21 protein-coding genes are annotated in these 22,304 nt (G+C 44.4%); 11 read left to right on the top strand and 10 right to left on the bottom strand.

Features of this window, described 5'->3' with window-relative positions; all coding sequences use genetic code 11:
• Positions 1 to 11 precede the first annotated feature (11 nt).
• From AB4329_RS10680 to cobB, 7 genes are all read left to right on the top strand, one after another.
• Entirely contained in the window at positions 12 to 212 is a 201-nt protein-coding gene (locus tag AB4329_RS10680; protein WP_008217926.1) for a twin-arginine translocation signal domain-containing protein, read from the top strand.
• A 10-nt stretch (positions 213 to 222) separates the two neighbouring features.
• Positions 223 to 3,078 (top strand): formate dehydrogenase subunit alpha, encoded by a 2,856-nt coding sequence (locus tag AB4329_RS10675; protein ID WP_017063869.1) that lies wholly within the window; start codon positions 223 to 225, stop codon positions 3,076 to 3,078.
• A gap of 11 nt (positions 3,079 to 3,089) precedes the next feature.
• A complete protein-coding gene (gene fdh3B / locus AB4329_RS10670) occupies positions 3,090 to 3,698 on the top strand; it encodes a formate dehydrogenase FDH3 subunit beta (protein ID WP_004742271.1) in 609 nt (202 codons plus the stop codon).
• Between the two features lie 13 nt (positions 3,699 to 3,711).
• Positions 3,712 to 4,785 carry a formate dehydrogenase subunit gamma gene (locus tag AB4329_RS10665; RefSeq protein ID WP_372129792.1) on the top strand — a complete coding sequence of 358 codons (1,074 nt, stop codon included), beginning with the start codon at positions 3,712 to 3,714 and terminating at the stop codon, positions 4,783 to 4,785.
• Positions 4,769 to 5,185: a hypothetical protein gene (locus AB4329_RS10660; RefSeq protein ID WP_048658737.1), complete on the top strand. Its 417-nt coding sequence runs from the start codon at positions 4,769 to 4,771 to the stop codon at positions 5,183 to 5,185. The genes AB4329_RS10665 and AB4329_RS10660 overlap by 17 nt, the downstream gene beginning before the upstream one ends.
• 377 nt (positions 5,186 to 5,562) lie before the next feature.
• A complete protein-coding gene (locus AB4329_RS10655; protein WP_372138271.1) occupies positions 5,563 to 6,783 on the top strand; it encodes an ammonium transporter in 1,221 nt (406 codons plus the stop codon).
• A 260-nt stretch (positions 6,784 to 7,043) separates the two neighbouring features.
• The gene (gene cobB / locus AB4329_RS10650; protein ID WP_061017917.1) at positions 7,044 to 7,778 is read left to right on the top strand and encodes a Sir2 family NAD+-dependent deacetylase; all 735 of its coding nucleotides are present in this window, start codon (positions 7,044 to 7,046) and stop codon (positions 7,776 to 7,778) included.
• Between the two features lie 94 nt (positions 7,779 to 7,872).
• On the opposite strand, the gene AB4329_RS10645 is transcribed toward cobB, so the two are convergent.
• The 5 genes from AB4329_RS10645 to potA all read right to left on the bottom strand — a co-directional run bounded on the left by AB4329_RS10645 (position 7,873) and on the right by potA (position 13,031).
• Positions 7,873 to 8,910 carry an extracellular solute-binding protein gene (locus AB4329_RS10645; protein ID WP_017059627.1) on the bottom strand — a complete coding sequence of 346 codons (1,038 nt, stop codon included), beginning with the start codon at positions 8,908 to 8,910 and terminating at the stop codon, positions 7,873 to 7,875.
• Between the two features lie 210 nt (positions 8,911 to 9,120).
• On the bottom strand, positions 9,121 to 10,155 hold the full coding sequence (locus tag AB4329_RS10640) for an extracellular solute-binding protein (protein ID WP_017059628.1): 1,035 nt from the start codon (positions 10,153 to 10,155) through the stop codon (positions 9,121 to 9,123).
• 149 nt (positions 10,156 to 10,304) lie between these two features.
• Positions 10,305 to 11,075 carry a spermidine/putrescine ABC transporter permease PotC gene (gene potC, locus AB4329_RS10635; protein WP_017059629.1) on the bottom strand — a complete coding sequence of 257 codons (771 nt, stop codon included), beginning with the start codon at positions 11,073 to 11,075 and terminating at the stop codon, positions 10,305 to 10,307.
• Positions 11,075 to 11,932 carry a spermidine/putrescine ABC transporter permease PotB gene (gene potB / locus AB4329_RS10630; RefSeq protein ID WP_017059630.1) on the bottom strand — a complete coding sequence of 286 codons (858 nt, stop codon included), beginning with the start codon at positions 11,930 to 11,932 and terminating at the stop codon, positions 11,075 to 11,077. Before potB ends, potC begins: the two co-directional genes overlap by 1 nt.
• The gene (potA, locus tag AB4329_RS10625; protein WP_017059631.1) at positions 11,916 to 13,031 is read right to left on the bottom strand and encodes a spermidine/putrescine ABC transporter ATP-binding protein PotA; all 1,116 of its coding nucleotides are present in this window, start codon (positions 13,029 to 13,031) and stop codon (positions 11,916 to 11,918) included. Before potA ends, potB begins: the two co-directional genes overlap by 17 nt.
• A gap of 329 nt (positions 13,032 to 13,360) precedes the next feature.
• On the opposite strand from potA, the gene AB4329_RS10620 reads away from it, so the two are divergent.
• From AB4329_RS10620 to ttcA, 4 genes are all read left to right on the top strand, one after another.
• Positions 13,361 to 14,176: a membrane protein gene (locus tag AB4329_RS10620; RefSeq protein ID WP_017063864.1), complete on the top strand. Its 816-nt coding sequence runs from the start codon at positions 13,361 to 13,363 to the stop codon at positions 14,174 to 14,176.
• Positions 14,169 to 15,020, top strand: coding sequence for a glucosaminidase domain-containing protein (locus tag AB4329_RS10615; RefSeq protein WP_372138269.1), 852 nt, complete (start codon positions 14,169 to 14,171; stop codon positions 15,018 to 15,020). Before AB4329_RS10620 ends, AB4329_RS10615 begins: the two co-directional genes overlap by 8 nt.
• 122 nt (positions 15,021 to 15,142) lie before the next feature.
• Positions 15,143 to 15,793: a DUF2987 domain-containing protein gene (locus AB4329_RS10610; protein WP_102320199.1), complete on the top strand. Its 651-nt coding sequence runs from the start codon at positions 15,143 to 15,145 to the stop codon at positions 15,791 to 15,793.
• 320 nt (positions 15,794 to 16,113) lie between these two features.
• The gene (gene ttcA, locus AB4329_RS10605) at positions 16,114 to 17,007 is read left to right on the top strand and encodes a tRNA 2-thiocytidine(32) synthetase TtcA (RefSeq protein ID WP_102320198.1); all 894 of its coding nucleotides are present in this window, start codon (positions 16,114 to 16,116) and stop codon (positions 17,005 to 17,007) included.
• Between the two features lie 103 nt (positions 17,008 to 17,110).
• Here ttcA and uspE read toward each other — a convergent pair whose 3' ends face one another.
• From uspE to AB4329_RS10580, 5 genes are all read right to left on the bottom strand, one after another.
• On the bottom strand, positions 17,111 to 18,061 hold the full coding sequence (gene uspE / locus AB4329_RS10600) for a universal stress protein UspE (RefSeq protein ID WP_017066876.1): 951 nt from the start codon (positions 18,059 to 18,061) through the stop codon (positions 17,111 to 17,113).
• A gap of 132 nt (positions 18,062 to 18,193) precedes the next feature.
• A complete protein-coding gene (locus AB4329_RS10595; RefSeq protein WP_017059637.1) occupies positions 18,194 to 18,940 on the bottom strand; it encodes an FNR family transcription factor in 747 nt (248 codons plus the stop codon).
• An 86-nt stretch (positions 18,941 to 19,026) separates the two neighbouring features.
• On the bottom strand, positions 19,027 to 19,701 hold the full coding sequence (locus AB4329_RS10590) for a sulfite exporter TauE/SafE family protein (protein WP_017059638.1): 675 nt from the start codon (positions 19,699 to 19,701) through the stop codon (positions 19,027 to 19,029).
• A complete protein-coding gene (gene ccoS / locus AB4329_RS10585) occupies positions 19,691 to 19,927 on the bottom strand; it encodes a cbb3-type cytochrome oxidase assembly protein CcoS (protein ID WP_017070549.1) in 237 nt (78 codons plus the stop codon). The genes AB4329_RS10590 and ccoS overlap by 11 nt, the downstream gene beginning before the upstream one ends.
• Positions 19,927 to 22,299, bottom strand: a complete 2,373-nt coding sequence (locus tag AB4329_RS10580; protein ID WP_029235846.1) for a heavy metal translocating P-type ATPase metal-binding domain-containing protein — start codon at positions 22,297 to 22,299, stop codon at positions 19,927 to 19,929. The genes ccoS and AB4329_RS10580 overlap by 1 nt, the downstream gene beginning before the upstream one ends.
• Between the last annotated feature and the right edge of the window lie 5 nt (positions 22,300 to 22,304).

Genomic DNA, 22,304 nt, shown 5'->3' with positions numbered 1-22,304 from the left:
AGGAAGCAATGATGAAAGATAATAAAGATATAAATACAAGCCGTAGGGATCTACTCAAAGGCTTGACGACTGCAGCCGTTGCTGGTGCCGTTGTCGCTGGTACAACTAAAGTGGCAACCGCTTCAGAAACTGTTGAAATTTCGAAAGAAGACGTGAAGAAGACAGGGTATCGTGAGACGCAACACATTCGCGATTACTACGACACACTTTAGGAGATAACGGATGAAACTTGTCAAACGCTCCGATAGTGTGAGCAAAGAAACCAATCAGCTAGGTGTGTCTCGACGTGCCTTCATGAAAAACACTTCATTAGCTGCTGGTGGCGCAGTGGTAGGCGCAAGTCTATTTGCACCAGGTATGATGAAGAAAGCACAGGCTAAATCAGTCGATCCAGAAGCGAAAACAGAAGTGAAACGTACTATCTGTTCTCACTGTTCTGTGGGTTGTGGTATCTACGCTGAAGTTCAAAATGGCGTATGGACAGGTCAAGAGCCTGCATTCGATCACCCATTCAACGCTGGTGGACACTGTGCGAAAGGTGCAGCACTTCGTGAGCACGGCCACGGTGAACGTCGTCTTAAGTACCCAATGAAATTGGAAGGCGGTAAGTGGAAGAAGCTTTCTTGGGAACAAGCGATTGAAGAGATCGGTAACAAAGCGCTAGAACTTCGTAAAGAGTCTGGCCCTGATTCAGTTTACTTCCTAGGTAGTGCGAAACACAGTAACGAGCAAGCTTATGCATTCCGTAAGATGGCTTCGCTTTGGGGCACCAACAACGTTGACCACCAAGCACGTATTTGTCACTCAACCACAGTAGCCGGTGTTGCGAACACTTGGGGTTACGGTGCAATGACAAACTCGTTCAATGACATGCACAACTGTAAATCGATGCTGTTCATTGGTTCAAACCCAGCGGAAGCTCACCCAGTAGCGATGCAACACATCTTGATCGCGAAAGAGAAGAACAACTGTAAGATCGTTGTTGCGGATCCTCGTCGTACGCGTACTGCTGCGAAATCAGATCACTACGTTTCTCTTCGTCCAGGTTCTGACGTTGCGTTTATCTGGGGTGTGTTATGGCACGTCTTTGCAAACCAATGGGAAGACAAAGAGTTCATTAAACAACGTGTATTCGGCATGGACGAGATCCGTGAAGAAGTCGCGAAGTGGAACCCAGCAGAAGTTGAACGCGTAACTGGTGTTAGTGAAAAAGACGTATACCACACCGCGAAACTACTTTCTGAAAACCGTCCGGGTTGTATCGTTTGGTGTATGGGTGGTACTCAGCACACGACTGGTAACAACAACACACGCGCTTACTGTGTACTTGAGCTTGCGCTAGGTAACATCGGTAAATCAGGCGGCGGTGCAAACATCTTCCGTGGTCACGATAACGTACAGGGCGCAACTGACCTTGGCGTACTGTCAGACACACTTCCAGGCTACTACGGCTTGTCTGAAGGTTCTTGGCGTCACTGGTCAAAAGTTTGGGATATCGACTTTGACTGGGTGAAAGGCCGTTTCGACGACAACGCATACGGCGGTCAAAAACCAATGAACAGTGCAGGTATTCCTGTATCTCGTTGGGTTGATGGCGTACTTGAAGACAAAGACAAGATTCGCCAACGCGAAAACATCCGTGCCATGTTCTACTGGGGTCACGCGGTGAACTCTCAGACTCGTGGTCCAGAGATGAAAAAAGCGATGCAGAAGCTGGATATGATGGTTATTGTTGACCCATACCCAACGGTTGCAGCGGTAATGAATGATCGTACCGACGGCGTTTACCTGCTACCAGCAACGACTCAGTTTGAAACCTACGGCAGTGTAACGGCGTCAAACCGTTCTCTACAGTGGCGTGACAAGGTTGTTGATCCTCTATTCGAATCTAAACCTGACCACGAAATCATGTACCTGCTTTCTAAGAAGCTTGGTTTCTCTGATCAGCTGTTCAAAAACATCCGTGTTGAGAACAACCAACCACTGATTGAAGATATTACACGTGAATTCAACAAAGGTATGTGGACAATCGGCTACACAGGCCAAAGCCCTGAGCGTTTGAAAGAACACCAACAGAATTGGCACACATTCCACAAAACGTCTCTAGAAGCAGAAGGCGGTCCAGCAAATGGCGAGACTTACGGTCTACCTTGGCCATGTTGGGGCACACCAGAGATGAAACATCCGGGTACACACATCCTTTACGATACGTCTAAGACGGTTGCTGAAGGTGGTGGTAACTTCCGTACTCGTTTTGGTGTTGAGTTTGAAGGTCAAAGCCTACTGGCAGAAGACAGCTACTCGAAAGGCTGTGAGATCAAAGACGGCTACCCAGAGTTCAGTGACAAACTACTGAAACAACTGGGTTGGTGGGATGATCTAACTGCAGAAGAGAAAGCGGCTGCTGAAGGCAAAAACTGGAAGACTGACGTTTCAGGTGGTATCCAACGTGTGGCAATTAAACACGGCTGTATCCCATTTGGTAATGCGAAAGCACGTGCGATTGTTTGGACATTCCCAGACCGTGTACCACTGCACCGTGAGCCACTTTACACGCCACGTCGCGACCTAGTTGCTGATTACCCAACGTGGGACGACAAAGAAGCTATCTTCCGTGTTCCTACGCTTTACAAGTCGATTCAAGAGCAAGACAAATCTGGCGAATACCCGATTATCCTGACTTCTGGTCGTTTGGTTGAGTACGAAGGTGGTGGTGAAGAAACCCGTTCTAACCCTTGGCTAGCAGAACTACAGCAAGAGATGTTTGTTGAAGTGAACCCGAAAGATGCAAACGACATCGGCTTTAAAGACGGTGACGATGTTTGGGTTGAGGGTGCAGAGAAGGGCCGTATTAAGGTGAAAGCGATGGTTACACGTCGTGTGAAACCGGGTCTGGCATTCATCCCATTCCACTTCGGTGGTAAGTTCCAAGGCGAAGATTTGCGTTCTAAATACCCAGAAGGCACTGATCCTTACGTTATTGGTGAAGCTGCTAACACAGCAACCACATACGGTTACGACCCTGTCACGTTGATGCAGGAAACGAAAGTAACCCTTTGTAATATTCGTAAAGCGTAAGGAGTCTTAAAATGGCTAGAATGAAATTTCTTTGTGACACCAAGCGTTGTATCGAATGTAACGGTTGTGTCACTGCATGTAAGAATGAAAATGATGATGCTCTGGAATGGGGTATTCAACGTCGTCGCGTTGTGACACTGAACGATGGCGAACCAGGTGAAAACTCTATCTCAGTAGCGTGTATGCACTGTACTGATGCCCCTTGTATGGCAGTTTGCCCGGCAGACTGTTTTGAACATACGGAAGACGGCATCGTACTTCACAATAAAGATCTGTGTATCGGTTGTGGTTACTGCTTGTTTGCTTGTCCGTTTGGCGCACCTCAATTTCCTAAACAGGAAGCCTTTGGTGAGCGCGGTAAAATGGACAAATGTACCTTCTGTGCTGGCGGCCCAGAAACAGAGCCAGGTTCTGTGGAAGAACGTCAGAAGTACGGTGCGAACCGTATTGCTGAAGGCAAGCTACCAATGTGTGCTTCTTTATGTTCGACCAAAGCACTGCTAGCGGGTGATGCAGAGAAAGTCTCTGATGTATTCCGCCAGCGTGTTGTTGAACGTGGTGCGAAAGGTGCAGGTTGGACAGACGGCAACGACCTTTCTTACGATGCGACTAAGAGCTAAGTAGGAGAGACATATGCTTACAATGTTTAAGCGTCTCTTCCTTGTAGTGCTGCCAATGTTGGCAGCACTAACAATGCTTTCTCCTATGAGTCATGCATCTGAGACGAACTCATCACAAACTCAATCGAGCTCTGCTCAACGAGAAATCACACAACTTGCTGGCGCCGATTTTTGGCGACAAGTGAGAAACGGTGAGGAAGGTTACACCACATCTCAATCAGCTGAGCATGGTGTGTTGATCAGTACTCCAGGTCAAACGTGGTACATATTGAAAGAGAAGTGGATGTCACCAGCCGGTGCCGTCGCTATCTTTGGCAGTATTGCTTTCGTGACTTTGATGTACGTTGTGATTGGCCCGCTAATGCTAAGCGCGCCAAGAACAGGCCGTAAGATCAAACGTTGGTCTCGACTAGACCGTGCCTTGCACTGGAGTATGGCGTTTACCTTCTTAACACTGGCGTTCAGTGGTTTGATGTTGGTTTACGGTAAGCACTTCTTGAAGCCGTACATTCCAACAGACCTTTGGGGCTTCATCGTTCTACTGGCTAAGCAATACCATAACTACATCGGCCCAATTTTCTATGTGCTGTTGATGGCTGTTCTTATCAAGTGGTGGCGTAAGTCTATCTTCAAGATGGTCGATATCCAGTGGTTCATGAAACTGGGTGGTATGGTCGGGAAACATAAAGGTTCTCATCCATCTGCAGAGTTTTCGAACGCGGGTGAAAAAGCACTGTTCTGGCTATTGATTGTTATGGGTAGTGTGGCTGCGATCAGTGGCTTGGTTTTAGACTTCCCAATCTTCGGTCAAACCCGTCGAGATATGGAGCTCTCAAACCTAGTCCACATGTTGGCTGCTTTGATCCTTATCTGTGGTTTCGTGTTCCACATCTACATCGGCTTGTTCGGTATGGAAGGGGCACTAGAAGGCATGGTAACAGGCGAAGTTGATGAGACTTGGGCTAAAGAGCACCATGATCTTTGGTACAAAGAAGTGATGGAACAAGAGAAAAACGGCGTTGAACAAAGCGCTAACGCAGCAACAGAGAAAGCGGAAGGGGTGAATAAGAATGAACAAACCTCATAAAGGTATTTGGGTCGCTTACATACTAAGCTGCTTTACGCCATTTACTTGTCTTCTCTCTGGTGTGGTTGCCATCATCTACGCGGGCTATCGTTTAGATAAAGGTGAAGACGGCGAAGTAGTGGATACCCATTACTACGGCTTGATTCGCTCGTTCTTCTTGAACTTGACGTTCTTTGTTGTACTTATCGTGACAGTAGCGACCTCTAATGGCGTGTTGATCGGTGTGAACGATTACTGGTATCAAAATCATATTATCGATGACATCGCTTACTACATACCGTATGTAGGCATGTTGTTCGGTGGTGTTGCGATTGTGGTTTGGTTTATCCGTATGTATCAAGGCATGCAGCGTTTAAGTCAAAACCTACCGCAAAACCCGTCGACAGGACCAAACCTGTAACGCTGAGACGTTAATGACATATCTAAAGAAAGCCCAGTGATTCATTGAACTGGGCTTTTTGTTTTTAAGTCCCCGGAACCGTAAATAGTTGTCAGCCGCTATCTGCATCAGAACCTACTTATTGACCGCTTCAATATGGTGCAACTCCCTTATTTGGTGCAATTGTCGTTGCGATTTTTTTTGGTGTAAAGGACCATAAAAGTGCACCTAAATATTTAGACTTTAATAATCAATAAGTTAAAAACAAAACCTGTTGCACGAAAATTACCCCTCACACTTGGAACGCATCTTGCGTTCACTGTTGAGTCTTTAATTAATTACAACATTGAATCGCACGATATCAGTGCAAATCAGATAAAGCGAAGGAGAATGCTTTAATGAGTGAAACGGTGACTCAAGTTCATAGTGCAGTACAAACCCTTACCCAAAGTTCAGATACTTTATTCCTATTACTCGGCGCCATCATGGTTTTCTTGATGCACGCTGGCTTTGCATTTCTAGAAGTCGGTACCGTTCGAAAGAAGAACCAAGTGAACGCGCTGGTTAAAATCCTGTCGGATTTTGGTGTCTCCGCCATTGCTTACTTCTTTATCGGTTACTGGGTTGCTTACGGTGCACACTTTTTTGCAGACGCAGAAACACTTTCGCAAGGCAACGGATATGAACTGGTTAAGTTCTTCTTCCTAATGACATTCGCGGCGGCAATTCCTGCGATCGTTTCAGGCGGTATCGCAGAGCGTGCACGTTTCTACCCAATTTTGATTGCGACACTGTTTACGGTTGGTTTCATCTATCCATTTTTTGAGGGCATCATTTGGAACGGCAACTTTGGATTCCAAGATTGGCTAGAAGGTCAGTTTGGTTACGTGTTCCATGACTTCGCAGGCTCGGTAGTGGTTCACGGCGTAGGTGGTTGGATTGCTTTGGTTGCGGTTTACTTCTTAGGTATGCGTAAAGGTCGCATCCGTGCAGGCAAACACACCAACTTCGCACCATCGAATATCCCATTCTTAGCACTAGGCTCTTGGATCTTATGTGTCGGTTGGTTCGGCTTTAACGTAATGTCAGCTCAAGCAATCAATGGTATCAGCGGCTTAGTGGCGATGAACTCACTCATGGCAATGGTTGGCGGTATTCTTGCGGCTCTAATTGCGGGTAAAAATGACCCGGGCTTCATCCACAATGGTCCTTTGGCTGGTCTCGTCGCTATTTGTGCAGGTTCAGACTTAATGCACCCATTAAGCGCGTTAGTGACTGGCGGCGTGGCAGGCGCATTGTTTGTTTACCTGTTCACGTACATGCAAAACAAAACACAGATTGATGATGTATTAGGTGTATGGCCTCTACACGGCGTATGTGGCGCTTGGGGTGGCATTGCAGCGGGTATCTTCGGCTCGCAAACATTCTGGGGGCTAGGGGGCGTGAGCTTTGCTTCTCAAGTTGTCGGTACACTAGCGGGCATTGCTGTGGCTTTGATTGGCGCAATGATTGTTTATGGTGTGTTGAGCAAACTAACAGGCCTACGCTTAAGTGAAGAAGACGAATTCAACGGCGCGGATCTTTCAATCCATAAGATCTCGTCTATCAACGAAGATTAACGTTGTTCACTTTGATGGGTTTAAGCTACATCAAGTAGGCATCAGTTAAACAGAACTAAGCGGCTTCGGTCGCTTTTTTGGGTTCTGTGAAAAGCTAAACCAAGAGTTTGAGTAACAACGGCAGTATCCATCAAGCGAGTTATGTCACAAATAGCCAATGAATTCAGTTGCCTAAGACTATGGTCTAATCCCCAAAAACTATTGTTGGAATTTGAACAGTGCTAAGCTGTTACAAAGTGACATATCTAAAAGGACGTTATATGCATTTCCCATATCGAAATATCGTAATTCTTACTGGCGCTGGCATCTCTGCGGAGTCGGGGATACAAACATTCCGAGCACAAGACGGGCTATGGGAAAACCATAAAATCGAAGATGTCGCGACTCCAGAAGGTTTTGCTAAAGATCCCGACTTGGTTCAAGCATTCTATAACAAGCGTCGTCATGGCTTACAAGGTGAGAGCATTCAACCAAACTCCGCCCATAAGGCGCTAGGTGAGCTCGAAGACAAACTTGATGGCAAAGTAACAATCATCACTCAGAACATCGACAACCTGCACGAGAGAGGCGGCAGCAACAACATTATCCACATGCACGGTGAACTTTTAAAAGCACGTTGCAGTGAATCCAATCAAGTTATCGAACATAAAGGTGACATCGAAACCGGCGAACTCTGTCACTGTTGTCAAATTCCAGCGCAGATGCGCCCTCATATTGTGTGGTTTGGCGAAATGCCATTACGAATGGGTGACATCTATTCAGCACTGGAAGAAGCTGATCTGTTTATCTCTATCGGAACTTCAGGTGTTGTTTATCCAGCGGCAGGCTTTGTTCACGATGCGAAAATGCATGGTGCACATACTATCGAGATAAACCTCGAACCAAGTGCGGTTGAAAGTGAATTTGAAGAGAAGCGCTACGGCAAGGCGAGTATCGAGGTGCCTAAACTGGTTGGCGAGTTATTATGTACAGAGAAAGGTTCTTTAACGGCCTAAGCCTTGTCTTTAATAACACACATCAGTTTCTGAATCTGAAAAAATAAAGCGGCTTACGCCGCTTTATTTACTTAACTTCTTAACTAACAATAACTTAGTTGTTTACTTTAAGTTTTTGGAAGTACTCGTCATAAATAACGCTCGCTTCACCAACTTCATCTTGCCACACACCGTTATCCATCACTGATTGTGGTGGGAAAACGTTCTTGTCTTCAGCAAATTCTTTAGGAAGAAGAGGGTAAGCGGTTTTAACTGGTGTCGGGTAACCGATCTCTAGAGCAATTTTCGCAGCGTTCTCTGGGCGAAGAAGGAAGTCGATCATCTTATGAGCCGCTTCAGTGTTCTTAGCGCCTGCTGGAATTGCTAGGCTGTCCATCCAGAAGATAGCGCCTTTTTCTGGCCAGATAATGTCAATCGTTGCGCCTTCTTGGCGTGCCATGTAAGCAGAACCATTCCAAAGCATACCAAGAGACACTTCACCTGCTAGGTAAGGGTTCGCTGGGAAATCTGAGTTAAATACCAATACGTTTGGCATTAGCTTACGAAGTTCTTCGTAGGCTTCTTTGATTTCTTCAGGGTTAGTCGTGTTTGGAGAGTAGCCCAGTTTAGATAGAGCGATATGGAAAACCTCACGAGAGTCATCCATCATCATCAGTTGACCTTCCCACTGCGTATCCCACAGATCGCCCCAGTTTTTAACTGAAGACTTGTCTAGCATGTCTGAGTTGATACCAATACCCGTCGCACCCCAGATGTATGGGATTGAGTAGTTGTTATTTGGGTCAAATGGCTTATCTAAGTAATTTGGATCCAAATCTGCAAAGTGGCTTAGCTTGGTTTTATCAAGCTCTTGAAGCATGCCTTCTTTACGCATCTTAGAAACGAAGTAAGTAGAAGGAACCACTAAGTCGTAACCCGTACCTTGAGTTTTTAACTTAGCGTACATGCTTTCGTTAGACTCATAAGTTGAGTAGTAGACTTTAATGCCCGTCTCTTCTGTGAAGTCTTCTAGTACTTCATTTGGAATATATTCAGACCAGTTGTAAAAATACAGTTCTTGGTCAGCTGCGAAAGAGGGTGTAGAAAGTAAAGTAGCAGCACACAATGCGCCGGTATACAGTGTTTTTTTCATTACTGTTCCGTTCATTTGTTTGATTTGGAGCTGGGTAGTGAACCCAAGGTAAAGGATTTCGAAAAATCGCGCTATATTATAGCAGCGATATAATAAAATAGGCAGCCTAAGCTGCCTATTCATTGATATTCTTATTTTTAACTTATTGATTATCTACGTTGACCTGTTAAGTAAACTGGTTACTTAGCCACAGTTAGATAATAAGCTAAATTACTGACCTGCTTTAAGTTTCATGAAGTAATCTTCGTACTTCACTGTCTTATCGCCAACCGCAGCTTGCCATTCAACACGATCAAGGTCTTCTTGCGATGGGAATAGCGCAGGGCTATCTTTGAACTTCTCGTTAGACGCTTTAACGGCCGTTAGGTAGCCTGTGTCACGAGAAATTTGCTCAGCAATTTCAGGGCGAAGTAGGAAATCAATCATCTTATGAGCTGCTTCTACGTTTACCGCACCAGAGCTAATCGCAAAGTTATCAACCCAACCGATACCGCCTTCTTTAGGGAAAACCAGTTTGATTGGTAGACCTTCGTTTTGCGCTGCAGCAGCAGAACCGTTCCACAGCATACCAAGACCCACTTCACCAGACATGTAAGGCGCGCCTGGGTTGTCTGAGTTAAATACTAGAACGTTTGGCATAAGCTTTTGTAGCTCAGCGTACGCTTCGTCGATCTCTTTTTCGTTGGTTGTGTTACCAGAGTAACCTAACTTACGCAGTGCGATGTGGAACACTTCACGAGTGTCGTCCATCATCATCAGTTGACCTTCAAGCTCTGGCTTCCATAGATCAGCCCAGCTTTGGAAATCTTCTGGATCGTACATGTCAGTGTTAACAGCAAGACCTGTGATCGCAACTACGTGTGGAATAGAGTAGTCGTTGCTTGGGTCGTACGGCTTATCTAGATAGTTAGTATCTAGATTCTTGAAGTTGTTCAGCTTAGTTTTGTCGATCTTTTGTAGCATACCTTCGTCACGCATCTTAGATACGAAGTAAGTCGACGGCACAACTAGGTCATAGCCTTTGTTGTGTGTTTTTAGCTTTGCGTACAGGGTTTCGTTCGACTCGTAAGTCGAGTAGATCACCTTGATACCAGTTTCATCAGTGAACTGTTCTAGAATCTCACTGTTGATGTAAGGTCCCCAATTCATGAATACCAATTCTTTGTTATCTTTTGCAAATGATGGTGCAGATAACATTGAAAGCGCACATGCACTACCAGCTAATAGAGTAGCCCATTTTTTCATTGACGTTAGCTCCAAACTAAACGTTGCCCGAAGGCAGTAGATAGAAAAACAGAATGGCAATTTACCATTCTGTTTATGATTAACACTTTTTTTGAACTTGAAGTCTCTTAACTTCTTAATCAAGCCAGTCTCTATATAGAGTAGGAGACTTACTTGATTTTTTCTCTCGCTAATGACTGAGAAATGATCACCAGTATTAACGACACCACTAACATCACTGTTGCTAGGGCGTTTACCTCAGGAGAGATACCCACTTTAACCATTGAGTAAATCTTCAGTGGTAAGATTTCATACGTTGGGCCGGTTACGAAAGAGCTAATGATTACATCGTCCAAAGACAGAGTGAAGCTCAATAACCAACCCGCAGCAACCGCTGGCTTAGCAAGAGGCAGAATGATCTGTTTTAGAATCGTCCATTCACTTGCACCTAAGTCTTTTGCTGCTTCTAGCATCTTCACATCAAAGCCATTCAAGCGACTGTATACCGTTACTACAACAAACGGTAGACAGAAGGTAATGTGAGCAGCAAGTAGGGTAAAGAACCCAAGTTGAACACCCATTACCAAGAATAGCGCAAGAAGCGAAATCGCCATTACGATATCTGGAGACATCATTACGATGAACAGCATGCCATTTACGATGCCTTTACCTTTAAATTGGTAACGGAATAGGGCTACTGCTGTAAGGCTCCCGACAATCGTTGCGGCTGTTGCTGAGAACACCGCTACGTTGATCGAGTGCCACGCAGCCTGCATTAGGCTGTCGTTGTTAATAAGCGCGTCATACCATTTAGTGGTGAAGCCACCCCATTTCATACCAAACTTATTGGCATTAAACGAGTTAGCGATCAATACGATAATAGGTAGGTATAGAAAGGCGTATACCAGCGCCATAAAGCTGAACTTAACTGTGCGCCCCATTAGTCTAGCTCCACTTTCTTGTTCAATAGCTTACCTGCTCGGTAGTAGGCATACAGCATCACAGCCATTGCCATGGTCAGTGCGATACTCGTCGCTGCGCCAAACGGCCAGTCTCGAGCGTTGAGCACTTGGCTCTTAATCACGTTACCAATCAATAGGTTCTTAGCTCCGCCTAATAGGTCAGAGATGTAGAACATACCTAACGCTGGCAGTAGCACTAACAAACAGCCGCCAATAATGCCCGGCATTGTTAGTGGTAGTACCACTTTCAATAGCGTTTGCAGTTTGTTCGCACCTAAATCTTTAGCCGCTTCTAAATACGTATCGTCCAGTTTTTCAATCGCTGAATACAGCGGCAGAATCATAAACGGAAGTAGGATGTACACTAAACCGATCATTACTGCGGTTTCTGAGTACATGATACGTAGCGGTTTATCAATGATATCTAACGCTAACAAGCTTTTGTTCAAGACACCTTGCGTACCCAGTACAATTTTTAATCCGTATGTACGAATCAAAGAGTTCGTCCAGAATGGTACTATCACTAGGAACAACATGATTGGACGCCACTTCGCCGGCATTTTTGCCACGATGTAAGCGAATGGGTAACCAATAATCAAACAAAGTAGGGTTGCGACAATTGCCATATAGAAAGAGTGCATCAACACTTTAAAATACAGCGGGTCAGCCAAACGCACGTAGTTATCGAGAGTGAAGGTCATCTCGATCAAGTTCGCTTCATCACGAGTTAAGAAGCTAGTACCAATGATCATGATGTTTGGAATCATCACGAACAACACTAACCAACCTGTGATTAAAGCAACAATTGCGTTTTGTAAATTAAACTTCTTGCTCATCTTCTAATACCACTTCCCAGCTCTCAACCCAAGTTACTGCAACTTTTTGGCCCAGTGAGTGATCAACATCAGGGTCATCTTCGTTGAAGAATTCGCTAACCATGACACGCATACCAGATTCAAGTTCTACGACTGAATCTAATGTCATGCCTTTATAGGTTCGCTCGACAATGTGGCCAACAATACCGCGTTGCTCTGACTCTTTAATTTCTTCGATTCGAAGATCTTCAGGGCGAAGCAATACTTGCAGTTTTTGACCCGGTGTTACGTCTTTATCGTGATAGATAATGGACTCTTCACCTTCGATTGTCGCAACAATGCGTTTTTCATCTTGACGAGATTTCGCTGTCGCTTCGAATACGTTAATTTCACCAATGAAACGCGCTACAAATAGGTTCTTAGGCTCTTCGTAGATCTCTCTTGGTGTTCCGTCTTGTTCAATCACGCCATCACGCATAACAATAATACGGTCAGACATAGACAGCGCCTCTTCTTGGTCATGCGTTACAAAAATGAACGTGATACCAAGTTGGCGTTGTAATTGTTTCAGCTCGATTTGCATCTGTTTACGTAGTTTGTAATCCAGAGCAGATAGAGATTCATCCAACAAAAGAACTTTAGGCTTATTAACGACAGCACGAGCGATTGCGATACGTTGCTGTTGGCCACCAGATAGCTGGTGTGGCTTTCGTTGTGCCATTTGTTCTAGGCGCACCATTTTCAAAGCATCCATTACACGAGGTTCAATCTCGCTGTTTGGAACTTTCTGCATGCGTAAGCCAAATGCCACATTGTCGAAAACGGTCATATGCGGGAATAGGGCATAGCTTTGGAATACAGTGTTTACATGCCTTTGTTCAGCAGGAACTTGGGTTACGTTTTGTTCAGCTAATAGTATTTGACCACTATCTGCCGTTTCAAAACCCGCAATCATTCTTAGCACGGTTGTTTTACCACAACCTGATGGGCCTAAAATCGTGAGAAACTCACCATGATTTACGTTTAAATCCAGATTGCCGATGACTTCCTTACCATCGAAACTTTTACTGATGCCAGTTAGCTGTACTACTGGCTTTCCTACTGATTTTTTAGCGTTCAACGTCTGTTTTTCTCCACCTTGGTTCTATTTGAGACCTGTTGCTATACACCTTTAAGGCGCGCATCATAATCACCAAAAACGTGAATTCAAAGCATTTTTTACCTTTCGAAGATAAAAAATTTCGCAGGTAAAAGTAAACATCCTTTACCATACTGTTATTTACTGGGTTTACACCCTAACAAGTGTCTAATTATTAACCATCAAGACGCAAAAGCAAGCCTTGTTACAGATTCATATTTTAGTTTGTATCCGACATATGAGTATAATGAAGGTAATTTTTTATCAATAAGTTAGGTGGCTTCGCTTAATCGGCACACCTAGGTATCAATATGAACAACGACATCGAAAAAGATTTTAATTTGGGCGGTAGTATCAACCGTGCACTTTCTGGCGATTATGAGCTCAAAGCAACGGCTGTATTCCAAGAAGCTTGGAAACATACGATAAGTCACTTTCTTTCGTTTTCCCCAGCGATTATTGCTTTGATGTTTGTGCAGCTCGCTATCTTTTATATCGCACTAAAACTACAGCTTGGTGATCCCGCGGTTATCTTAGATGCAGTTATCGACCCAGAGTCGTTTACGCCACAAATCGTTGAATCGATTTTTATCGCGAACTTTAGCTATGAAGTGATCAGTGCGCCTATCTATGCGGGTATCTGTTTAATGGCAATGAGTCACGCCGCTGGCCTACAAACCAAAGTACGCCACATCGGTAAAGGTTTGCAGTTTACGGTTCCGGTTATTCTAGTGACTTTGTTTAGCCTAATGCTTCAAGGCATCGCAGGTATGATTCTGCCGTTCTTGTCTATCTACTTCTCACTGGCGTTCAGCCATTCGATTCTGCTGATTTGTGATAAGAAAGTGCCGCCAATGCAATCGCTGCTGCTTTCTCTGCGTGCTGTCAACAAAAAAATCTTCACCGTTGCTTCTATCTACCTATTAGTAATGCTGATGTTCATCGTCGCGGCAATGATGTACGGCATTGGCCTTATCTTCGTTTTACCTTTCTTCTTCCACGTGAAAGGGATTCTTTACCGCGAGATGTTTGGCATTAAACTCAAACTGATCGCGTCAGACAGACCAAAGAGCGACGACGACCACAACGGTAGCAACAATAAAGACCCACAGGTATTCGATGCATAACAACTCTAAATTAAGCGCAAGTAAATCACTTGCGCTAAAAGTGACAGCATTAGCCTTAGTTGGCTCGATCTCGTTAGTTGGCCCAATGCTTTACCAACAAGAAGAAGAGCGCAGGCGAGCGGGGCAAAAGGCTCCAGACTCAGAGCAAAACTTTGGTGACTTGACCGTCTCTTCTGATAAGCCAGATTTCGCAGCGATTGAAGATGTAAATAAAAAGAAAGACACCTTCTTTTCTTATCTTCGCCCAAGTATCAACATCGAAAACAAGCGAATCACCAAAGAACGTGCGTTTCTAACCAAGTTTTCAGAGACGGGGTTGAACAATGTTGACTCTGAAGACGCGTCATACGCAAAGAGACTAGGGAAGCTGTATAGCCTGCCTGTACCTTCATCGGGCTTAGATGACGCTTGGCTGAAAGAAATGTTGAATCGTGTAAACGTGCTACCTGAAGCGCTTGTGTTAACTCAGGCGGCCAATGAATCAGCTTGGGGTACATCTCGTTTCGCCACTAAAGCAAATAACTATTTTGGACACTGGTGTTACACCAAAGGTTGTGGCCTTGTTCCGCTACAACGTAACGAAGGTAGCTCGCATGAAGTCGCAACATTCTCTTCAAGCCAAGAATCCGTACATCGGTATTTCATGAACCTTAATCGTAATCGTGCTTACGCCGATCTAAGAGTGATTCGTGCAAAACTTGATGCGCAAGGTGATGATCTTTTAACAACCGCAACGGCGACAGAGCTCACCAATGGCTTGTTAAAATATTCTGAGCGAGGTTCCGACTATGTGACTGATTTACAAGCTATGATCCGTCACAACGAGGTATACTGGAAAAAGTAACTCATTTTGATACCAACTTGGTTGCCTTCGATAGTCGGCTTATACCAGTAATATCACAAAAAGAGCAGCTCATTGGCTGCTCTTTCTATTTATAAACGCTCAACTTCGACAAGATTATAATAATGAAAAAGACAGCACTCGCTTTATTAGCCTCATTAAGCCTTGGGGTTTCTCTTCCTGCTACAGCGCAAGAATACATGTTCACGTATTCTAAGCTTTATACTCAGCTGAAAAACAACACCAAAGAAGGGCATGATGATGTCAAAGTTGCGGTCTTCTTTGTTGATCAACAAGCTCAGCAAACCTGTCACATCAGCAAAGCTTGGATGGAAAAAGAAGAGCACTACGAAGAGCTAAAAGTCTCTCCAGCCAATGAACTGCTTCTACCGGTAGATCAAAACCTTCGTTCAGCAAACCCTCTTATCTTTGTACAAACTCAAGAACAAGAATGTGCGTATTCTTTGGTCGTGATGACTCAAGAGCCTTTAGTTGAAACTGTTGAAGTTACACAGATAGAAAATCTATTGCCACAGATGCAGGCGATGCTTGAAGACGTCAGCGGCATGTTCTCTGGTTGGTTCACGCCAGATATCCAAGGGTTAACGCTAGAGTTCGCTAATAAGCTGGAAGGCAACATCGAGCTTTCAAATGGTAAGCAACTACCAATCAAAGAAGGGCGAGCGAAATTCACCTTAGAAGAACTTCATGGAAGTGACAGCATCACGTTACCAGAACCAACAGTTCGCGTATTGCCGTACATTCCCGCGCAATAGTTTTTAACGGAATCATTGTTAGTGAAGTAAAAGCTTAGCGGAATCATTCCCCTAAGCTTTTACGACATATCTTAAAGCAGCCTCATCGAATTAGATCAGGCTGCTTTTCTTTATCTGCGATACCAACCGAGAGCATGTGAAACCGCGTTTCTCTACCAGCTAGGGAGCTTATCGAACAATAAAAGCAGAATCTTTCTATTACTCAGCTTGTTTATCCTGCCGTTACTATTTCAACATTAAATAAAAATCCGTATAATCCACGCCCTAAAACAGTCCCACTAGCAATCTACAGTCGGTAATACGACGGTGTGAGAGTCGCAATGAACCAAAACGATAATAGAAAAGAAACACTTGAATTCAACAAACTTCAGAAACGTCTGAGAAGAAATGTTGGAAATGCCATCATCGACTACAACATGATCGAAGAGAATGACGTAGTAATGGCATGTATTAGTGGCGGTAAAGATTCATTTGCGATGCTAGATATTTTGCTACGTTTACGTGAAGTAGCACCGATCAAATTTGATGTTGTGGCAGTAAACCTAGATCAAAAACAACCTGGGTTCCCTGAACACATTCTTCCTGAGTACTTTGAAACGCTGAACATTCCTTACTACATCGTAGATAAAGACACGTATTCAGTGGTTAAAGAGAAAGTGCCAGAAGGTAAAACAACGTGTGGCCTATGTTCTCGTCTTCGTCGTGGTACTTTGTACTCATTCGCAGAGAAGATTGGTGCAACTAAGATCGCTCTGGGTCACCACCTAGACGACATCGTTGAGACCATGTTCCTAAACATGTTCCACGGTGCGCGCTTAAAGGCTATGCCACCAAAGCTTCGTTCAGATGATGGTCGTAACGTTGTTATTCGTCCACTGACTTACTGTCGTGAAACGGACCTAATCAAATACGCAGAACATAAAGAGTTCCCAATCATTCCTTGTAACCTATGTGGCTCTCAAGAGAATCTACAGCGTCAGAACATTAAAGCGATGCTAATTGATTGGGATAAGAAAACGCCAGGTCGTGTTGAGAAGATCTTCAAGTCAATCCAGAACGTAAGTCCAAGCCAACTGGCTGACCGCGAGCTGTTTGACTTCGTGAACCTTCCACTAGACCGTAGTGAAGACCGCAAAGCGTACGAATTCGAAGAAGCTGAAATTTCATCTTCTAACATCGATGAGTCAATGTTCATCGACGTAACGAACGTATAATAAGAATAATCGTTGTAGAGCAATAGATGCGCCTACAACAGACAAACAAAAACGCCTCAAGCAATGCTTGAGGCGTTTTTTTATAAGTTAAACTATCCCTGACCTAACCTTTCGAAAGGTTAGGGTCTAGTGGGCTGACGTAACCAGACGGTTTAAGAGCCAACACATCACAGTTAATCTTATCGATAACATGTTCCGCGGTATTACCAATAAACACGGCAGACAAGCCAGTACGACCCGTTGTACCCAGAATCACCATCGCAGCGTTATTTTCAGAAGCGACGCGAGGAATAACATCTTCTGGCAAGCCTTGTTCAACCACAGTTTGTTCTTCACACATACCGTGCTTCTGGCGCAATGCTTTCATTGCCGTTAAGTGATGGCCACGAACCGCATCGGTATAAGACGTTGGATCAAACTCTGGCAGTTCAATGGTAATATTCGCAGGTGTCACAGGGTAGGCATTCACCAAGAACGGTTCCGCATCCAAACGACCGGTGATCTCTAGCAATCTGTCGACCATCGTATCGTTAAGCTCTAAATGAGCTTCTGTTTCAGAACCTACATGAACTGAAGCAAAAATCTTCGCGTGATCTGGCCAGAAATCGTTTTTAACCAATAGCACTGGGCTAGGGCACTTTCTCAACAGATGCCAATCGGTTGGAGTGAAGATGACAGATTCCAAAGTATCGTGTTTACGCGTACCTTTGATTAAGATGTCGTGCTCACCACTGTAAACCTCGGCAATGATCGCTTCGTATGGGCGGTTATGCCAAACCACTTGTACATTAAATTCAATAGAATCATCTAGGTAAGGTTCTGCGACTTTATTCATCCAAATTTCGCGTTGATGAATTACGCCTTTGCGCATTGCGTCTCTTTCATCGATAGAGAGCATAGATGTCATTTCATACGAGAAGTCGTATATCGACAAAAAGAAAGTGATGTGGCTTGTTGAGGTGCTTTTCTTAGCAAGTTGGATAGCACGAAATAGAGCAGGCTGCTCATCGTGATTAATGTCTGCGACAACTAAAATTTTGTTATAGATACTCATAACTAAGCCTACTTTTCAGACCGAACATATAAATAATGTAGCGTAGTTATGGAGAGATTAAGAGAAATATAAGAGGTTTTAAGAGAGAAACATGATGTAGCTCATTATTGAACTACATCATTGATATCTAGACTATTCTTTTGAAACGCCAGCAAGTTCCATCAACGCATCGTGATCTTCGATAGTGATATATTTGCCTTTAACGCTCAAGATGTCTGCTTTTTGGAAACGACCTAGAAGACGGCTGATTGTTTCAACAGTCAAACCAAGGTAGTTACCAATATCACCACGAGTCATCGTTAGGCGGAACTCACGCGGGCTGAAGCCACGTTGAGAGAAGCGAGTAGAAAGGTTGTAAAGGAATGCAGCAAGGCGCTCTTCCGCGTTCTTCTTAGAAAGAAGCAGAATCATTTCTTGGTCACCTTTAATCTCGTTACTCATCAGGCGCATAATTTGCTGACGCAATTTAGGCATTTTTCCTGATAGGTCATCAAGAATCTCATATGGGATTTCACATACCATAGAAGTTTCTAGCGCTTGTGCGAAACTAGGGTGTTGGTCACCAGTAATCGCATCGAAGCCAACAAGATCGCCCGCTAGGTGGAATGCAGTAATCTGCTCATCACCTTGCTCGGTAATCGTGTAGCTCTTGATCGTTCCAGAGCGAATAGCATATAGAGATTTAAGCTCGTCACCGGCTTTAAATAACTCTTGGCCTTTTTGAATAGGCTTTTTTCTCTCAATGATCTGATCAAGTTGATCGAGTTCAGATTCATTCAAAGTAAACGGAATACAGAGCTGGCTAATACTACAATCCTGGCAATGGATCGCACAGCCACCAGACTGAACACGTTTCGTCACAGGCTTTTCAGAAATCATAACAATCTTTCACTATTTGATATACGTCAATATTTTAGCATTCCTTTATCCAGTTGGGTAGTAAAAAAACCGGATTTAAAGATTACCTATACGGTATAAATAATGAGCTGCAATGCCATATATCCGGTATAGAAACCGTAAAGGAGGATTAAAATTGCGCCTAATTGGCGAAATAAGTCAGCTTGTTGCAGTTTTTTGAGGAAATTAGCGCCCATGCCTACTGTGAGCATTGCTGGAAGCGTACCTAAACCGAAAGCAAGCATGATACCGGCACCGTTGTACCAACTTCCTGATACGGCCGCCCACGTAAGCATTGAGTAAACTAAGCCACATGGTAGCCAACCCCAAATAAAGCCAAACGGCAAAGCATGGCTAGGGTGCTTCAAGGGTAGAAATGATTTACCTAAAGGAGAGATATAGCGCCATAGTTTCTGCCCGACTTTTTCAAAGAACAACAAGCCGAACCACCATTTACCGATATACAAACCTAAGACGATCATAAAGCCAGCTGCAAATAATCGCAGCCAACCTAGCAGAGCGTTAAAATCGCTTAGCTGACCTATCGAAGAGATTGCACCGCCAATCACACCACCAATCACGGCATAACTTAGCAAGCGCCCTAGGTTATAAAGTAGGGGAATAACAGGGGAAGGTTTACTGTTGCCAATCGAAAGAAGCGACGCAATACCACCACACATTCCCATGCAGTGACCTGCGCCGATCAATCCAACAACAAAGGCTCCGATCCAATCAGGCGTCATCGTTCTTTTTGTCTACGTTAGTTTGGCTCTCGCCGTTAGCTTTCTCATTCTTGACAGGTTTGCTATCAGAATGGTTGTGAGCCTTTTCGTCTTCATCAAACAGAATGTTGTGACCTTGACGTTCTAGGTCTTCAAACTGTTCGCTCTTCACCGCCCATAGAAAAATACCAACAGCGATGCACACCAGAACAATCGCAATGGGGATCAGAATGTATAAACTTTCCATTATTTACCTTGCTCTTTTAAAAGCCTTAACGAGTTAGACACAACAATAATAGAGCTGGCAGACATGCCCACAACGGCAATGTATGGAGCAACCAAACCCGCAACGGCCAATGGAAGGATGAGTAGGTTGTATCCCAATGACCATGCTAGGTTTTCACGAATTATCTTACGCGTTTTTAACGCCAAAGTACGCGACTTAAGTAATCTATCAAGCTTATCACCCAACAACACCATATCCGCAGAAGCTTTCGCCACGTCTGTACCGCCGCCCATAGCGACAGAAAGGTGGGCACCTGCAAGAATAGGGGCATCGTTAATGCCATCGCCAACCATCATGGTAATGTCACTTGCATCTCGAGAGTTCAGGTAAGCAAGTTTATCTTCAGGTTTCGCGTTAGCAACAATATCAGTAATACCAATCTCTTCAGCAACAGGCTTCGCGTTAATCAAAGAATCGCCAGTAAGCAGAGTTGTTTTGATGCCCGCTTCTTTAAATTGCTTAATAAACTCGATGCTTTCTTTACGGATTGGATCTTCATAAGTAAATGTAGCGATATGACGACCCGCCATCGACAAGTAAATGCCGTTGCTTTCCGATGGTTGAGCTTCACCTAGAATGAATTCACTACTACCAATCGCAACTTCTTGGCCATTCCACTCACCAGTGATACCTGAACCAATCACGTTATTAACTGACTCTACTTCGATCTCATCAGAAAGATGAGTCTTGAACGCTTTAGCGATAGGGTGGTTAGCGTGTTGTTCCAGGCTCGCCGCTACTTTGAGACAAGTGTCTTTATCAAGTTCAGCGAAGGTTTCAACTTGGCTGATACGAATATCACCCTCAGTCAATGTACCTGTTTTATCGATGATCAAGTGATTCACTTTGCACAAGGTTTCGAATACGTGGCCTTTGCGCAGCAAAATACCGAAGTTACCCATGCGAGACGTTGAACAAGTAATCGCCGTCGGTGTTGCCAGTGACAGAGCACAAGGACACGTTGCTACCAATACCGAAAGCATGATCCAGAAAGCGTCTTCTGGTCGTGTTTGGTGCCAGTAAAACCAAGTACCGAATGAGATGATTAAGATCACCGCAACAAAGTATCGAGCCACAACATCAGCAATTTCTGCAATGCGGGGTTTAGACAATTGCGCTTCGTCTTGCAGGCGAACGATATTGGAAATAACCGAATCCGCTTTTGACGTCATTACTTCCAATTCAAATGATTCATCACCATTCAATGTACCAGCAAAGACGGTATCGCCTTCGTTTTTGACCACATGGATAGATTCGCCAGTCAGCATCGATTCATCGATATGAACTCTGCCAGACAATACTTTGCCATCGGCAGGAATGTGCTCACCCGGTAGAACGCGAATTTGGTCGCCAACTTTTAAGGTTTTGACTGGAACTTGTTCGCCATCTAACGTTGTTGCCATAGCAGGAACGAGCTTAAGCAGGTTACCACTAGCAGCGGCGGCTTTACGACGAGCGCGCATTTCAAGGAAACGACCAAGCAGTAGGAAGAAGGTAAACATCGAGATAGATTCGAAGAATACTTCACCTTTCTCTGTCACCGTTGCGACCAAACTTGCAACGTAGGCAAACAAAAGAGCGATCGACACAGGTACATCCATACCCAATGTTCGACCTTTGAGGCTACGCCACGCGTTGATATAGAAAGGCAATGCAGAGTAGAGCAGAACCGGTGTTGCAAAGATTAAGCTCACCCAACGGAAGTAGCTTTTGAATTCGGGCTCAAGGTTACCGAAGACTTCAAGATACAACGCCACAGCCAGCATCATGACCTGCATGGTTGCTAAACCAGCAATACCAAGACGATAGAGATAATTCTTCATCGATCGATGATAGGCGGCTTCTTGTTGATCAGCCTCAAAAGGTGCGGCTTTGTAGCCTAAGGTATGTATTGCAGACAACAGCTCGCTCAGTTTCGTCTGAGTGTTGTCCCAACTGAGCAGGGCGCGGTTAGTCGTGGTATTAACACGAATACTAACAACCCCTAACTTTGAAGAGACTTGCTTTTCAATAAGCCAAGCACAAGCAGCACAAGAGACACCTTCTAGTGACAATGTCACTTCAGAGGTGTTTTCAGAGTTACGGACGAACTCCAATTGAACATCTTCGTTGTCGTAATGACTGAGTGCCAGAAGCTGCTCTGGCACGAGATCCGCTTTTTCAGCTGGAGCGGTACGATATTGGTAGTAAGAGACCAGACCGCTATCAACGATTGTCTGGGCTACGGTTTCGCAACCCGGACAACACATAGGTCGCACCGATCCTAAGATTTCTACTTTAAAATCCGTTTCCGCTGGTACATCTTCACCGCAGTGATAACAGGATTCACACATAAGAT

It is taken from the genome of Vibrio sp. 10N.261.54.A5, assembly GCF_041471145.1.
In the GTDB taxonomy this organism is placed as follows: domain Bacteria; phylum Pseudomonadota; class Gammaproteobacteria; order Enterobacterales; family Vibrionaceae; genus Vibrio; species Vibrio crassostreae_C.
The sequence above is the reverse complement of the archived record's forward strand: the minus strand, read 5'-3'. Positions and strand labels throughout refer to the sequence as shown.

Bases quoted from the DNA above. Each gene is read 5' to 3' on its own strand.
- AB4329_RS10680 (WP_008217926.1), top strand. From the start codon at position 12: ATGAAAGATAATAAAGATATAAATACAAGCCGTAGGGATCTACTCAAA.
- AB4329_RS10675 (WP_017063869.1), top strand. From the start codon at position 223: ATGAAACTTGTCAAACGCTCCGATAGTGTGAGCAAAGAAACCAATCAG.
- fdh3B (WP_004742271.1), top strand. From the start codon at position 3,090: ATGGCTAGAATGAAATTTCTTTGTGACACCAAGCGTTGTATCGAATGT.
- AB4329_RS10665 (WP_372129792.1), top strand. From the start codon at position 3,712: ATGCTTACAATGTTTAAGCGTCTCTTCCTTGTAGTGCTGCCAATGTTG.
- AB4329_RS10660 (WP_048658737.1), top strand. From the start codon at position 4,769: ATGAACAAACCTCATAAAGGTATTTGGGTCGCTTACATACTAAGCTGC.
- AB4329_RS10655 (WP_372138271.1), top strand. From the start codon at position 5,563: ATGAGTGAAACGGTGACTCAAGTTCATAGTGCAGTACAAACCCTTACC.
- cobB (WP_061017917.1), top strand. From the start codon at position 7,044: ATGCATTTCCCATATCGAAATATCGTAATTCTTACTGGCGCTGGCATC.
- AB4329_RS10645 (WP_017059627.1), bottom strand. From the start codon at position 8,910: ATGAAAAAAACACTGTATACCGGCGCATTGTGTGCTGCTACTTTACTT.
- AB4329_RS10640 (WP_017059628.1), bottom strand. From the start codon at position 10,155: ATGAAAAAATGGGCTACTCTATTAGCTGGTAGTGCATGTGCGCTTTCA.
- potC (WP_017059629.1), bottom strand. From the start codon at position 11,075: ATGGGGCGCACAGTTAAGTTCAGCTTTATGGCGCTGGTATACGCCTTT.
- potB (WP_017059630.1), bottom strand. From the start codon at position 11,932: ATGAGCAAGAAGTTTAATTTACAAAACGCAATTGTTGCTTTAATCACA.
- AB4329_RS10620 (WP_017063864.1), top strand. From the start codon at position 13,361: ATGAACAACGACATCGAAAAAGATTTTAATTTGGGCGGTAGTATCAAC.
- AB4329_RS10615 (WP_372138269.1), top strand. From the start codon at position 14,169: ATGCATAACAACTCTAAATTAAGCGCAAGTAAATCACTTGCGCTAAAA.
- AB4329_RS10610 (WP_102320199.1), top strand. From the start codon at position 15,143: ATGAAAAAGACAGCACTCGCTTTATTAGCCTCATTAAGCCTTGGGGTT.
- ttcA (WP_102320198.1), top strand. From the start codon at position 16,114: ATGAACCAAAACGATAATAGAAAAGAAACACTTGAATTCAACAAACTT.
- uspE (WP_017066876.1), bottom strand. From the start codon at position 18,061: ATGAGTATCTATAACAAAATTTTAGTTGTCGCAGACATTAATCACGAT.
- AB4329_RS10595 (WP_017059637.1), bottom strand. From the start codon at position 18,940: ATGATTTCTGAAAAGCCTGTGACGAAACGTGTTCAGTCTGGTGGCTGT.
- AB4329_RS10590 (WP_017059638.1), bottom strand. From the start codon at position 19,701: ATGACGCCTGATTGGATCGGAGCCTTTGTTGTTGGATTGATCGGCGCA.
- ccoS (WP_017070549.1), bottom strand. From the start codon at position 19,927: ATGGAAAGTTTATACATTCTGATCCCCATTGCGATTGTTCTGGTGTGC.
- AB4329_RS10580 (WP_029235846.1), bottom strand. From the start codon at position 22,299: ATGTGTGAATCCTGTTATCACTGCGGTGAAGATGTACCAGCGGAAACG.